Annotated in this window: 18 protein-coding genes and 1 pseudogene; 14 read left to right on the forward strand and 5 right to left on the reverse strand. The window is 35.9% G+C overall.

Going from position 1 to position 13,707, the window contains the following annotated elements:
- Positions 1 to 55: 55 nt before the first annotated feature.
- The 3 genes from M3627_RS06700 to M3627_RS06710 all read left to right on the forward strand — a co-directional run bounded on the left by M3627_RS06700 (position 56) and on the right by M3627_RS06710 (position 1,618).
- A complete protein-coding gene (locus M3627_RS06700) occupies positions 56 to 559 on the forward strand; it encodes a hypothetical protein (protein ID WP_251553388.1) in 504 nt (167 codons plus the stop codon).
- A 127-nt stretch (positions 560 to 686) separates the two neighbouring features.
- A complete protein-coding gene (locus tag M3627_RS06705; RefSeq protein ID WP_251553389.1) occupies positions 687 to 1,250 on the forward strand; it encodes a hypothetical protein in 564 nt (187 codons plus the stop codon).
- Positions 1,251 to 1,402: 152 nt separating this feature from the next.
- Entirely contained in the window at positions 1,403 to 1,618 is a 216-nt protein-coding gene (locus M3627_RS06710) for a glycosyl transferase (protein ID WP_251553390.1), read from the forward strand.
- 57 nt (positions 1,619 to 1,675) lie between these two features.
- Here M3627_RS06710 and M3627_RS06715 read toward each other — a convergent pair whose 3' ends face one another.
- Entirely contained in the window at positions 1,676 to 2,032 is a 357-nt protein-coding gene (locus M3627_RS06715; RefSeq protein ID WP_251553391.1) for a hypothetical protein, read from the reverse strand.
- A gap of 487 nt (positions 2,033 to 2,519) precedes the next feature.
- Between M3627_RS06715 and M3627_RS06720 the strand changes: the two genes are divergently transcribed.
- Entirely contained in the window at positions 2,520 to 3,359 is an 840-nt protein-coding gene (locus M3627_RS06720) for a PHP domain-containing protein (protein ID WP_251553392.1), read from the forward strand.
- Positions 3,360 to 3,730: 371 nt separating this feature from the next.
- On the opposite strand, the gene M3627_RS06725 is transcribed toward M3627_RS06720, so the two are convergent.
- Positions 3,731 to 4,126 (reverse strand): cytidine deaminase, encoded by a 396-nt coding sequence (locus tag M3627_RS06725; RefSeq protein ID WP_251553393.1) that lies wholly within the window; start codon positions 4,124 to 4,126, stop codon positions 3,731 to 3,733.
- A 503-nt stretch (positions 4,127 to 4,629) separates the two neighbouring features.
- Between M3627_RS06725 and M3627_RS06730 the strand changes: the two genes are divergently transcribed.
- Together M3627_RS06730 and M3627_RS06735 are read left to right on the forward strand one after the other, a co-directional pair.
- Positions 4,630 to 6,051, forward strand: a complete 1,422-nt coding sequence (locus tag M3627_RS06730; protein ID WP_251553394.1) for a sodium:solute symporter family protein — start codon at positions 4,630 to 4,632, stop codon at positions 6,049 to 6,051.
- Positions 6,052 to 6,179: 128 nt separating this feature from the next.
- Positions 6,180 to 6,896, forward strand: a complete 717-nt coding sequence (locus M3627_RS06735; protein ID WP_251553395.1) for a Fe-S oxidoreductase — start codon at positions 6,180 to 6,182, stop codon at positions 6,894 to 6,896.
- Between the two features lie 50 nt (positions 6,897 to 6,946).
- Here M3627_RS06735 and M3627_RS06740 read toward each other — a convergent pair whose 3' ends face one another.
- Entirely contained in the window at positions 6,947 to 7,138 is a 192-nt protein-coding gene (locus M3627_RS06740; protein WP_169361093.1) for a hypothetical protein, read from the reverse strand.
- Positions 7,139 to 7,402: 264 nt separating this feature from the next.
- Here M3627_RS06740 and M3627_RS06745 point away from each other — a divergent pair, with 264 nt between their 5' ends.
- The 6 genes and pseudogenes from M3627_RS06745 to M3627_RS06770 all read left to right on the forward strand — a co-directional run bounded on the left by M3627_RS06745 (position 7,403) and on the right by M3627_RS06770 (position 10,809).
- Positions 7,403 to 7,816 carry an NUDIX hydrolase gene (locus M3627_RS06745; protein WP_251553396.1) on the forward strand — a complete coding sequence of 138 codons (414 nt, stop codon included), beginning with the start codon at positions 7,403 to 7,405 and terminating at the stop codon, positions 7,814 to 7,816.
- Positions 7,817 to 7,828: 12 nt separating this feature from the next.
- Positions 7,829 to 8,152, forward strand: coding sequence for a hypothetical protein (locus M3627_RS06750; RefSeq protein WP_251553397.1), 324 nt, complete (start codon positions 7,829 to 7,831; stop codon positions 8,150 to 8,152).
- Between the two features lie 12 nt (positions 8,153 to 8,164).
- Positions 8,165 to 8,707, forward strand: coding sequence for a ribonuclease FAU-1 family protein (locus M3627_RS06755; RefSeq protein WP_251553399.1), 543 nt, complete (start codon positions 8,165 to 8,167; stop codon positions 8,705 to 8,707).
- A 14-nt stretch (positions 8,708 to 8,721) separates the two neighbouring features.
- Positions 8,722 to 9,195 (forward strand): annotated as a pseudogene (locus tag M3627_RS06760) (GrpB family protein); the annotation flags it as partial.
- 18 nt (positions 9,196 to 9,213) lie between these two features.
- Positions 9,214 to 9,717: an NUDIX hydrolase gene (locus M3627_RS06765; RefSeq protein WP_251553480.1), complete on the forward strand. Its 504-nt coding sequence runs from the start codon at positions 9,214 to 9,216 to the stop codon at positions 9,715 to 9,717.
- Between the two features lie 18 nt (positions 9,718 to 9,735).
- A complete protein-coding gene (locus M3627_RS06770) occupies positions 9,736 to 10,809 on the forward strand; it encodes an NAD(P)H-dependent flavin oxidoreductase (protein WP_251553400.1) in 1,074 nt (357 codons plus the stop codon).
- Positions 10,810 to 11,299: 490 nt separating this feature from the next.
- On the opposite strand, the gene M3627_RS06775 is transcribed toward M3627_RS06770, so the two are convergent.
- Together M3627_RS06775 and rnhC are read right to left on the reverse strand one after the other, a co-directional pair.
- Positions 11,300 to 11,824: a GNAT family N-acetyltransferase gene (locus M3627_RS06775; RefSeq protein WP_251553401.1), complete on the reverse strand. Its 525-nt coding sequence runs from the start codon at positions 11,822 to 11,824 to the stop codon at positions 11,300 to 11,302.
- Between the two features lie 15 nt (positions 11,825 to 11,839).
- A complete protein-coding gene (gene rnhC / locus M3627_RS06780; protein WP_251553402.1) occupies positions 11,840 to 12,781 on the reverse strand; it encodes a ribonuclease HIII in 942 nt (313 codons plus the stop codon).
- 78 nt (positions 12,782 to 12,859) lie between these two features.
- On the opposite strand from rnhC, the gene zapA reads away from it, so the two are divergent.
- Both zapA and M3627_RS06790 read left to right on the forward strand, forming a co-directional pair.
- The gene (gene zapA / locus M3627_RS06785; RefSeq protein WP_169361101.1) at positions 12,860 to 13,120 is read left to right on the forward strand and encodes a cell division protein ZapA; all 261 of its coding nucleotides are present in this window, start codon (positions 12,860 to 12,862) and stop codon (positions 13,118 to 13,120) included.
- Between the two features lie 4 nt (positions 13,121 to 13,124).
- A complete protein-coding gene (locus tag M3627_RS06790) occupies positions 13,125 to 13,667 on the forward strand; it encodes a CvpA family protein (protein ID WP_169361102.1) in 543 nt (180 codons plus the stop codon).
- Positions 13,668 to 13,707: the final 40 nt, after the last annotated feature.

The raw sequence follows: 13,707 nt of genomic DNA on the forward strand, positions 1-13,707 counted from the left end.
GAAGTATATTTATGTTAAAATAGGTATAAAAAGTTACGAAATTGGAGGTTAGCGAGTGGGTACCTTTGATCCAAACAACAGTACATACACGAAAGAAATATTAGAGAAACAGCTAATCCTATCGAAGCCTTTAACTAAAAATGAAGTAGAGGAATTGAACTTAGCAAACAACAATCTTAAAAATGAAGAGGATAACTTCCTACCGAAGCAGTGGTTTTGTCGTGCGGATATAGGGGAGTGGGAAGATGTAGAAATATTTATACAAGGTGATGATAAAAAGCCTTATGTCAGCTGTATTGATTTGGCGGAGAAAACACTAAAAGATATTCCTCAGCATATTAATCGTGCATTAAATTACTTGAAAGAATTTTTTCCTGCTCAACAACCGGAGGACTATTATTTATCTGCGATTTCCTTTGGAAGAATGATTAATTTTGATGATCAGCTTTATACCGGCTTTACAATAGGTTTTTATAGCGAAAAACCGCATGAATATCAATATAAGGTGAAATTCAAAGAAAATGGTTGGCCAATTGGGTTTGAGGGTGGACCAATGTAGAGTAGAAGAATAGAAATCGAAAGCTTCTTAGGAAGAAATGAACAGAATTTATAAATATACACGAAATCATGAAAGCTATAATATAGCTAATCCTTGGAAAAAAATAACTTGTTGAGGATGTGTAAAAATGGGTTTTTTTAATCGCTTATTTAAAAAAGTTGAAGATATTAATAAGGGAGAAGTAGCTGTTTCTGAACTGGAATCCGAGTTCTATCTTGAGTCACCTGTAGAAGAAGCAAAGGGTTATTGGGTGGAAATGGCTCAAAATATTATTGTGAACACGGTTAAGGCAACCAACAATTCTGTTGAACGAGCTTTTGTCCTCATCGATTTTGGGGAACAACCTTCTTTTGATATTTTTTATCAAGTAGATGGAAGTTTAGTTATGTGGCATCAGCTTGAGCATCAGGATATAAAAGAAAAAATTGAATACGAACTGCTTCCTCAAGCAACTGATGTTGTGAAAGCAGTAAATGATAACTTCATACAGGCCAATCACTCAACCATTGCATTTGCGGAGCTGCAATTTGAATGGCAAACTAGCGCTTGGTTTTCACATATAATATGGGAAGACGACGAGTACTCAAAGCTAGCCAAGGACGAAATATTAAATAAATGGTTTGATACATTAAGTGTTGAAGTTAAAGATCTACCATTAGATAGTGATACTAAGCTGTCCTGGTATCCGTAAGTTGTTTTAATCATATTCTTTTAAAAGAGAGAAAGAGTTTAATAGCCTGATTAGAACGCTTATGTCTCATTTCGGAACGTCCTCTCTATTTTATAGGAGAGGACTTAACTAACTTGTGTCCATATATCGATACTAGCTTAAGGGGAGAATTTATGAATAAACAAGCGGTAACTTATTTTATCTTAGGAATAAGTGTCATACTGATTAGTACACCATTAGGGTACAGTTTAGTTAAGATCGTGTATCGAAACAAAAGTTTAGCTGAAGAATATGTACCAATTCTTAACGGATTTATATATTCATTGATGTTAGTCGGTATTTTGGTATTTAGCATTGGTGTAATTACCTTCATAAAAAATAAAGATTAATCGTTGTATTAACTTCACTGATGTGTTATTTCAAGAAGGAAACCTGAAACAGAGAAATTATTCCCCTGGCATAATCGCTATGACTTCAAATGTTTCCATATCAACAAATACTAGTGGTGATGCAACTGAATCTACTTTTGTCACTAAAAATATTTCTTTCCCTATATATGAATGATCAAAATTTTTAAATGTTTCATCTACCATAATTTTTTTCACCGATGCGTTTTTCCATTCATTTACTGAGCTATGTTGGTTCGTATTCTGATTTTGAAAATATTCCTGTACTACGTTTATGACCTCGGTATCTATGTCATTCTTTTTTACAACGTTGCTTTCTTTTTCATTTTTTGCACAACCCGTGACGAAGAGAAATATAAAGATAAGGAAGTAAAAGCAGATATATTTCCTTTTCAAAAAACACCCCTCCTTTATCAATTAGACGTTTTGGATAGTCGTTTTGTTACTACACTTTGCTATCAAACTGCTCCTGTAGTTTTTCAGGCAAAAACCATCTGGTGAACAATCAAATCTTGCCTTTATAACATAGCCAAAACATAAAATGAGCTCGTGTCTCCGAGCTCACTTTAATTTAATATGGCTATGTTAAAAGGAAGGGTTGATTTTAAATACACTTAAAAAATAAGCTAGGATATTTTCTCCAGGCCCATTTAAGGCACTCCATGTTCAATACGAAACTGTCCACAATAAAATACCAAGCAAAATAGGTTCTGTAAATTTTGATAGTTTTTTATTTTAAGGAGGAATACTGAAATTCATTTCGTATTTATTATATTTAATGGAAATGAAATAAAGGTAAATGACCGTCATCGAATAATAGAATTAATAATATATAAGAAAAAAGGAATAAGACATCCATTTACAAATTAGAGGTGAAATTATAATGTATGCAGATTTACATATTCATTCGTACTACTCCGATAGCAACCGTTCTCCTGAGGAAATTGTCAAGAAGGCAAGAGAGCTCGGCATTGACTTATTATGTGTAAGCGACCACAACACAACAGCAGCTTATAAAGAGCTTATTCAATTGTGTAAAGAGTACAAAATTAAATTAATTCGAGGTGCAGAAATTTCTACCTTATATGAAGGTAAAGAATTTCATGTCCTCGCTTATGATTTCGATTTTGAAAACAAAGAGATTATTAATATTTGCAAACAATCTGAGTCGGTTTATGCTGATATTGATTTAGAATTAATCAAAAGTATGAGTGTTGATTATCAGGAAATAAGTATAGAGGAATTTAATTCTTACAGTCGAAATCTAAAAAACGGTGGTTGGAAAGGTTTTGACTACTTAACAACCAAAAATTTAGTTAATAATGTTTCTAGTTTTTTTAAGCTCGTCAGCGATTATCATGTTCAACCAAAAAGGTCATTTCCATCGATAGAATATGTAATAAATGCAATACATAAAGCAAATGGTAAAGCCGTTATTGCCCACATCGGAGAAAACTTGAAGAACAATCTTAAAGAAATAGTACCTCGTTTAAAAGTACTTAAAAATATGGGTGCAGATGGCTTTGAATGCTATTACACGACCCATACAGAAGAAACAACAAAAGTTCTCGTTGACTTTTGTCAAACAAATAATATGTTAATAACGGTAGGCAACGATGATCATGGTGGATTTAACAATAGATCCAATGTTATCTATGAAATGGGAGGAGTTAAGGTCGATTTTAGTAAATTGAATCTGGAAGATATTGAGATTTTGGGTTAAATTTAATAACCATGTATGGAAGCACAAAACAGGATTTTTTCATTTTAATAAAAAATCGACATTAAAAACGGTGCGGTGAATCCTTCTTGTCTTCGGAGTAAATAGCTTGTCATGGAAAGGCTGACATTTTTATTGTGTTTTTAAAGAAGGATTACAGAATAGTTCAACCATTGTTTCATTAACAGGAGTTTTACTTTAATAAAGTCACCTATTTTTCACATATCCCTAAGTCTATTAAAACGCAAAAACCCCTACTTTTATTTAAAAGAAGGGGTTTTTCTTTGTATTCAATTATACGATTTTCAAATTAATTCACTACACTACATTTAAGAAGGTCATTCAGGATCACTTGTATATTTTTCTGGTATTAATTACATTACATTACACTTTACTAACTCACCTTTATAAGAAATGATTACATCAGTATCAGTCCCATAATCACTTATTAACTCACGACACATGCCACATGGTGCAACTACCCAACATTTTTCTATATCCTCGTGTGGATGAGGGTGGGCTACTGCGACAATCGTTTCAAATTCATGGTCTCCCTCAGAGATAGACTTACCAATAGCCATTGCTTCTCCACATACGGTAATTCTTCCTACATTCGCTTCAAGGTGTACTGCCGAGTATATCTTTCCCGTTTTCGTTCTTACCGCTGAACCAATGTGATGTCGTTCATATCTATAATTCTTTTCAATAACATTTTCTGCCTCCTTAATCAATTCATAATCTTTGCTCTCTAAAGGTCTTACTTCTAACATAATAATCTTCCTCTCAATAATTCAACTTTATTTACTACTTCGCCGCCTTTTCAAATACAACCCTTATACGATTAACCTCTCTAGTTCGTTTAAGTGTAACATTTCACACACAACCATAGAACATAGCCTTTAATATTTAAAAGAGAAATTAACTTTTATTTGGATAAAAGCTTCATCCAAATCAGATGGCTGTAAGTGGGTTGTATCTTTGAGAAAGCGTCCGGCTGGGGCGGAAATCAATTCTACTCTCTGATTTAAAAATTTCTTTTTCTATGCCTCATAAATCAACCCTACTTTTTAACATAGCCTATTTCTTTAGCAAAAGAGAGACTCCAATTTTTATGGGAAATTCTAATCTTATTATTAGATAAATAGATATTTATTCGTTCTTTTATTATGGTTTATGTCAATCAAACCTGGGGTAGTAAAGTAATAGCAAATTTTTAATAATTTACTAATTTTATTAATAATGTTTGCGTTACATTTTCTACAGGAGGGGTTGTATGGGTTTATCGTTTTGGACATGGACAGTTACGATTATATTATCGTTAGCTTTTATAGGGATGTCTTTCCTATTTAAGAAAAAAGCAGATACGAGCTTTGCGCATTATGCAATAGCCGGTGGAACGTTGCCATTTTTCTTATTATTGTTTACAGACATTGCAACCATCATGGGAGTCGGCAATTTCGTAGGCCATTCCTCAAAGGGGTACGAGATTGGAATAGCTAATGTGCCATTCGTCATTGGAGAGCAGGGTGCAAAAATATTATTTGCACTTGTATTTGCAGGTTTTGCGGCAAAGTTTACATATAATACACTAGCAGAAATGATGGATGATTTAATCATAAGAGATAGATTGTCTCGTGGTTTGATAGCAATCTTAACCTCCGCAATTATGATTGCGTGGGTAAGCGGTCAGGCTATGGGAATGGGGGCTTTATTTTCAGCTTTTACAGGAGCAGATCCTCTGATGATGATATTAGTCTTTTCTGCTGTATTCATCATTTACACAGCTGTTGGCGGGATGTATTCCGTTGTATGGACAGACCTCATACAGGGTGGGATATTGATCGCTATTGCTATTTGGTTTTACATACAAGTATTCGCTAAAATTGATTTTAGCTATACAACACTTAAGACTGGCTTAGAAAATGTTGGAGCTATCGAACTAGCTCAAATGAATCTTTCAGCTATGGAAGTAATTTCCCTATTTGTAACCGGTACTTTAGGGATACTAGCTGCTCAAGTATACTGGCAGAGGTGCTTCGCGTCTAAAAATCCGAAGGCAGCAAGCAGAGCTATGCTAATCAGTGGAATAGTAGCAATTGTATTTACTGTTTTTGCAACAATTGCCGGAATGGTAGTAAAAATACAAAATCCTAATTTAGCTGCAGACGAAGCTATTTCGTGGCTTATCCTTGAGGAAATGACACAACTTGCTGCACTAGCCTTTTTTATCATGATATTCCTAGCAGCAATCTCCAGTGCTTCTTCTCTTTTGCATTCCGCTGCAGTCGTCATTGTAAACGACTTAGTAATCCCAAATATGAAACCTAAGGAAGATTCCTATTATTTAAAATTAACGAGAATAGGAGTTATCGTAATTGGAGCTTTTACAATTGGGACAGCTATTTGGGCGGATTCAATTATCGATTTATTCTCCTTGGCTTATTCAATGGCAGGAGGGGGAGTTGTACCAGTATTAGTCGTAGGACTCCTTTGGAAAAATAGAAAGGGACAAGAGTTTACAATGGGAACTAGTAACAGTCAGGTTTCCGTTTGGGGAGCAAGAGTTGGTATAGTTGCTGGCTCTATTGCCTCACTTGCATTAGGAATTTTATGGGGTGTTTTAGTATCTGTATTGTTAACTATCATCATCTCCAAAATGGTTCCTACTCCAACAGAGACATCTTTAGAGGTATAACGAATGCACCCCTATACCGATTCAGCTATCGGTATAGGGGTTTCTCTCGTTCAAGCTGGAAATGTTGCAATGACGGTCTCTTCCGATAAAATAGAAGTATTGAATAAATTATTTGAATAGGTGAGAATATGCCAGCAATTACGTTTGAACAAGAATTTATATTAAATGAACATCGAATATATACGACTAGGCCGCTTCGTACACTATTCACGTTAGAACGCCTCAGCAAAGAATTTTTCCAGGATGATTTTGCAAAACTGATGCAAGGAATTACAGAAGCAGAAAATCAGGTAGCAGCTGTTTCTCATTTTGCTAAAAGATATGGTATGTTTTTTGCCAATCAATTTTATATGTTAGCAGCTTATGACATGATTTGGGATGGTAAGCATACTGAGCTTCATTTCGATGTCACCAAGGAGTATGATGCCTATACCATTGCTATGTTCATCAATCCAAATGATTTTCGTTATGTGAAAGAAACAGAACGAGAAGACGTGATTATGAAAATATTACAGAAGCAAGGGTACGAGATTGTTCAGTATTTGAGAAAGACAACAAGGATCTCACCATTGGTTATTTGGGAAAGCTTTTTTGTTTCCATTGTTAAAATGTATGAAAAACTTTTAGAGAATCCATCTACTGCATCTCAGGCAATGGATGATATTGAAATTTTAGAGAGTACTGAGGCTTGGAAATCATTTTCTACTAAATCTCTTTTTTATGAATATACAAAAGGGAGAAATCCAGCAGTGCTAGTCAATCAACCGATCCGACGGAGCTGTTGTATGTCAATGGATATACCCGGGCAAGGGGCTTGCGGTTACTGTCCTAAGACCAACTTGTAAAACTATACTTCCAAAAATTTAGAGCCCTGCCATAAAAGGCAGGGCTTATTCTATGGAGAAATTTTTTTATGACTGATCCACCAATCTATGTGTTCTAAATTAAAGGCTATAATATCTCCGATTGGTCTAAGATGTGGTATTTCTTTATTTAGAATCAATTGATGGATTTGTTCTTCTGTGAGCGGATAGCCAACAGAATCTAAATATGTCGTTAATTTTTTTACTCCATAGACTCTTCTCAACTAATCACCTCCCACCAAAAGCTCTTCCATGCAAAGAAAAAACGCTTAGTGAGACGTATTAATTATTAAATAAATATATTAATATATACCCTTATTAGAAAAAAATAATCCTAAAGACTCGGAACGTTTGTTTGATGAATATTCTAAAATTTCAGAACATAAATTTATCTATTTTGTTATAATTTCTTTATTGAGGCTGTTCGATAGTTAAAGGATTGAGTGCCAAGCCCTCGTCCTAAAATATATGTAAGGGAGAATCATATATTGAAAAGAGTAGACGTGGTATACGGCTTAATAACGGATAGGAATGAAGAAAATATACTAATGGTCAAAAATAAGGGGGCAGGCTGGACACTTCCAGGTGGAACAGTCGAGCATGGCGAGACATTGGAGCAAGCAATTAGGAGAGAAATTCAAGAAGAAACTGGATTAATAACGGAAGTAGAGAGAGTAATGGCACTAAATGAAGCATTTTTTACTCACAAGGATAGCCAGGTATTGTTCGTAACCTTCAAAATGAACGTACTTAATGGAGAGTGTAGCATACAATATCCAGATGAAATAGAAGAGCTAAGATGGGTGGATCATGAAACCGCTAATAAATGGATGCCCTATCACCGAGGAGGAATAAAAAGCTTGTTAAATTCAGCAACACCCTATACGTTTCAAAACAATTAGGAGGGGATGGAAGTGTTTCATTTATTTAAAAATATTAGTCCCAGCAAAGAAAATGTAGGAAGTAAGGTAGATAGGATACACGATGACGATGACTTAGGAGTTGGCATACTCATCCACTTTACTCCAATTGCCACTTATATGTATTTATCTACCGATATACTTATAGAAAAAGGAGATACTTTGTATGATTCTAAACACAGAGAAATCATTGTAGAAGGCAACAGTGTATCTATCACTCTAAATAATAGAAGTGAAATCCCAGAGATAATTGATTTATATGGATTAAACAATTTGGATTTACCTTTAATCACTATAGAAGTAACATTATCCTATTAAAGGAGAATTAGGATGGTTATAAGAAAATATGGGGAACGCCCGGGATGGTCAAGAATTTTAAAAAGACGATATACTTTTGTAGAGATTAATTCCGAACAGTTTACGGGAGGGGCATCCCTTTTACATTTAGTAGAGACGGCAAAACCTTTATGGGTTAGTTATGATGCAAAGAAAATTTGTATTGTCGACCACGGGTATATGTGGCTGCAGCACTTTCCAACGGCAGAAAACTATACGGTAACGACCATGTTTGATCAAAACGGAAAAGTAGTTCAATGGTATATAGATATATGCCATAAACATGGTATAGACGATCAAGGTCCTTGGTGGGATGATTTATTTTTAGACATTATAGTCCTTCCATCCGGTGATTACTTTCTCGTGGATGAAGAGGAGCTTGAAGAGGCTTTACATTCTGGTCGAATAAATCAAGAGAAATATGAGCTGGCTAAACATGTAGCTCATAAAATCATGGATGAGCTAAAGGGAAATAACATGAACCTTTTAGGATTATCCGTACATCATAAAAACGAGCTGACAGCACTTCTTAAATAAAAGTGGGGATTATAATGAGAAAAGTTGAAGTTAAAGAGTTTTCAAAGAAATGGGCTACTGATTTTCAACAAGAATCAAAGTCTTTGAATGATATCTTCAAGGAAGAAATAGTAGAAATTTACCATATAGGGAGCACTTCTATAGAAGGGCTTTCTGCAAAGCCGATTATAGATATAATGCCTGTTGTCCGGAATATTAAACGAGTTGATGCATACGATGAGCAAATGATTCAACTTGGCTATACCCCAAAAGGAGAGAACGGTTTACCAGGTCGACGCTATTTTCAAAAAGGGGGTGACAATAGGACTCATCACGTACATATTTATGAACAAGGGAATCCTGAAATAGAGAGATATCTTATTTTTAGAGATTATTTAAGAAAGCATTCTGTGGAGGCAAAGAAATACGGTGAGCTAAAGAGAGCTCTTGCCCAACAGTTTCCTTATGATGTGGAGAGTTATATTAATGGTAAGGACAAGTTTGTGCAATCATTAGAGGAAAAAGCTATGCAATGGAATAATAGAATTCAGTTGAATTTTCATAGAGCGTTTGGAGTGTATGGTATTTGTATACATGAAAACAAGCTTCTAGTTATTCAGAAAAATGGTGGTCCTTATATCAACCGCTATGACCTTCCAGGTGGGAATTTAGAAACAGGTGAATCGCTGCAGGAGGCAATTGAAAGAGAATTCTATGAAGAAACAGGGTTATTAATCGATGTGCGTAAACAGATTGGAGCAGCTGACTTTATTATTCACACCGATTGGAGAGAAGGCACGGCTGTACACCATGTAGCGGTTTTTTATGAAGTTGAGCATGTAGGAGGGTCGATATCTGAACCATTGCAGTTTAAAGGACAGGACTCACTAGGAGCTGTATGGATTTCGGAACAGGAAACATCGATGGAAAATTCCTCGCCCTTAGTCTTAAAAGCGTTTGAATGGTTGCGAACAAAAAAGATATCTGTTGAAGCTACTTATTATGAACAGTGGAAAGTTAAAGAAAACTGAAATAAGGAGAGGTTTTCGATGATGGGAAATAATTTTATGAAATCATTAGATTTAAAGTGCCCTATCATTCAAGCGCCAATGGCTGGAGGAATTACAACCCCTGTGCTAGTCAGTGAAGTCTCCAATCAAGGTGCACTTGGAATGATTGGTGCAGGATATTTAAAGCCTGATCAATTACGAGTTCAAATAAATCAGATGAAGGCACTTACGAATGCAAATTTTGGAGTAAATTTGTTCGTTCCTGAGCATTTTGAATTGAATGAGGACCAGGTTGAAAAATCTAAGCAGCTAATAGACAATTATGCGCTCCTTTTAAATCATAAAATGAAAGAACCGGACTTACCTACAAAAGAAATTGAAAAGCAAACATATGAGGAACTACTAAAGATTGTTATAGAAGAAAGAGTGGCTGCTTGTTCCTTTACATTTGGAATTCCTTCCAAAAAAACGATTGAAAGTCTTAAACAAAACGGGATTATGACAATAGGGACAGCTACTACTGTGTCAGAAGCCGTAGCTATCGAACGGGCGGGGATGGACGCGGTAGTTGTACAAGGTAGTGAGGCAGGAGGGCATCGTGGGAACTTTTTAGTAGATTCCCCTAACAGCATGATTGGCTTAATGGCACTAATTCCCCAGGTTACTGATCAGGTGTCAATACCAGTTATTGCAGCAGGAGGAATAATGGACGGTAGAGGACTATCTGCCGCATTATGTTTAGGAGCAGATGCCGTACAAATGGGAACAGCCTTCTTAACAACCAAAGAAAGTGGGGCAAACCCAGTGCATAAACAAGCCGTACTGCAAGCAAAAAGCGAGGACATAGTGAGTACGAAAGCATTTTCCGGGAAGGAAGCAAGAGGAATTGAAAATCGTTTTATGAAAGAAATGCATGTACATGAAAACAAGCTACCGCCCTTTCCCGTCCAAAATGCACTTACACAAAACTTAAGAAAAGCGGCCACTCAGCAAAAAGACGCAGATTTCATGTCTCTCTGGTCGGGCCAAAGTCCAACATTAGCTAGAGAAGAAACGGTTGAACAGCTTGTTCGTCGTGTTGTAAATGAGGCTAACCTAATCTTAAATAGGTAGGCTTTAAGAAATATGGTGACATTAAATGAAATAGCTTTGTTAAATTTTTTGTTTGATTTTGACTAACAATTCTTTTTTATAGTGACTGTAAACATTATAAAAGTGATATTCAAATGATTATTAAGATCAAAAATAAATTATGAAATTGGAGTTCGTGACAGTTGGCTTAGTTTATGCGAGTAAATTTATAAGCAATTAATCGATGCATTAAAGCTGTTCCCATTTATTGGTTGGAGCGCCAGACGGCGACTCCTACGGGATGTGTGAGACAGATAAGACATCACAACCACGCGCGTAAGCGATGGGTGATGGCTTATCGCTCACCCCGAGGAAAGCGTCCGGTTGGCGCGGAAATCAATTCTACTCTCGAATTTAAAGATTTCTTTTTCTATGTATCATAAATCAGCCCTACTCTTTAACATAGCCAATTAAATAAAGAGGAGTTTCACAGTAATACCATGAAAATCCTCCATTTAATCGATACAATAATCTATTGTGATATAGTTTCCTTAATCAATCTACATTCATATACTGGTTCTTCTTGCTGGGTATCTTCAAACCATCTCAACCCTATATAAGTAAAGCCCACTCGTTCTAAAATTTTGAGGGATCCAATATTTTCTTTGCTTGCAGAAGCTGAGACAAGTTTAACTTTTGGATGAAGTTTTACAATGTTCATACAAGCACCCACGGCTTCCGTTGCATATCCTTTCCCCCAAGAGTTTTTATTGAAATGATAAATCAATTCTACTTCCTCTATTGTATTTTCAACATTGAAGCCAGCTGCTCCAATTATTTCTCCTGTATTTTTTTCCATCACTGCATAAACGGATAGATTATTATTTTCATGACAGTGGCGATAAAACTTGAGAGTTTTAGGCAATGTCTCGACGGAAGCCGAGCCACCACATAATTTCATCACTTCTTTGTCTCCCCAAAAAAGCTTTGCTGGTTCTGCATGGCTTTCCTCAAATACAACAAGGCGTAATCTTTCTGTGTCCCCTATAATGTTCATTTATGATCCCATCCTTTAAAATTTCCTTTTTTGCACAAGCTTCATGGCTTTTTGTGTATTGGCAAAATGCCATTTGGTAATGGATTTGAGGAATTCCTCGCCATGCTTTAAATAAATTTTTGCCGCTATCTCATCGACTTTTGCACTAGCACCCTTAGGAATGGCAGTTTTGGCTATCTCTGTGAGGCGGTCCATTTCCTTTAAGAAAGCATATCTTGCTATAATAGAGGCAGCGGCAACGGAAACGTGTAATTGCTCTGCTTTTGTGGAAAACAAAACATTTTCACGAATGATCTCCTTTTCCATTTTAATATGGTTATAATAAATACCACGCTCAGCAAATTGATCAATAAGGATGAATGATGGCTTTTCGGGCTCCATTTTTTTCAAAACATGCTTCAATGCTTGGTTATGCATCATAGCCTTTATTTTACCTTGTGACCAGCCACGTCCTTGGATTTCGTTATATTTTTCATTTTTTAATACGAGCACACTATGTGTTAAGGTTTTCATCAAATCTGGAGCAATACGACGCATTAGCTCATCTGTAAGCATTTTAGAATCTTTCACACCGAGCTCTTTTACAAGCTCTACTTGATGAGCAGGTACAAAGCAAGCTGCTACCGTAATAGGTCCAAAATAATCCCCGGTTCCGGTTTCGTCTGAACCAACTACAGATTGTAATTCAAAGTGTTCCGGGAGCGTGTCACCTTTAGTTAGGGGGCTTTTTACAGTGGTTGATGTAGAGGAGGTTCCACCATTCCATAGAGCTGCCTCCCTAGAAGCGCCATTTCCTTGGAACATTACCTTCCCAGATTTATAGATAGTGATTGCTGTATCTGATAGCTTAGCAGCGAAAACGACTCCAGGTGCCGAGCGTTCGATTTTGTATTTTAAGTAATGTGCCTTTACTTTTTCTATTTCATTTGCGGGCATTAGTAAAACTTCATTTGACATTCATATGTTCCTTTCTTCACATCGTAATCTATTTCGTGTTATTATTATACATAGGATTTTCTGGGGGAGGGTATGTCTTTGTCAGAACAAGAGAAAACAAGAATTTCTGTTGATATCTATGGACAGAATTATAAAATGGTAGGTACAGAAACTTCTGGTCATATGAGACTCGTTGCCTCCATGGTAGATGATAAAATGAGAGAAATACACTCTCACAATCAACAGCTAGACATCGCAAAATTGGCAGTGCTTACCGCTGTTAATGCAGTAAACGATTACATAAAAGTAAAAGAACAATTAGAACTTCTAGAAGAAGAATTGAAAAGGCTAAAGGACTGAAAAAATGTTAGATTTAATTATCCTGATTTTATTAATTGCCGGTTTTGTAACTGGTGCTAGACGTGGGCTGATAGTACAGCTCATTCATATGGTAGGCTTCATCATTGCTCTAATCGTTGCTTACACTTATTATAAACCACTGGCGGATAAATTTGTTCTCTGGATTCCATTTCCTGCAGTAACCTCAGAGTCCACATTTACAATAGCAGTAGAGACTTTGGATCTCGATCAAACGTTTTACCGTATTATCGCATTCACACTGATATTCATGGTAGTTAAGTTCGGGTTACAATTATTAGCCTCTATGTTTGATTTCTTAAAGTACTTGCCTATACTAGGATTTGTCAGCACTGTAACTGGTGCGATTCTAGGGTTTATTGAATTCTATTTCATTTTATTCGTACTTCTATACGTCGTTGTGCTTTTACCGATTGATTTCATCCAAAATGCTGTATCAGGTTCATTCTTAACTTCATGGATGCTTGAGCATACGCCAATTTTATCTGAAATGGTCAAAAACTGGTGGTATATTTATTTGGAAAAGTAACAATGTCTAAGATCAACTTCTCTCAGTAGAGGGAAGTTTT

Origin of the sequence: Psychrobacillus sp. MER TA 171, from assembly GCF_023713305.1 — a bacterium.
Taxonomy (GTDB): Bacteria; Bacillota; Bacilli; order Bacillales_A; family Planococcaceae; genus Psychrobacillus.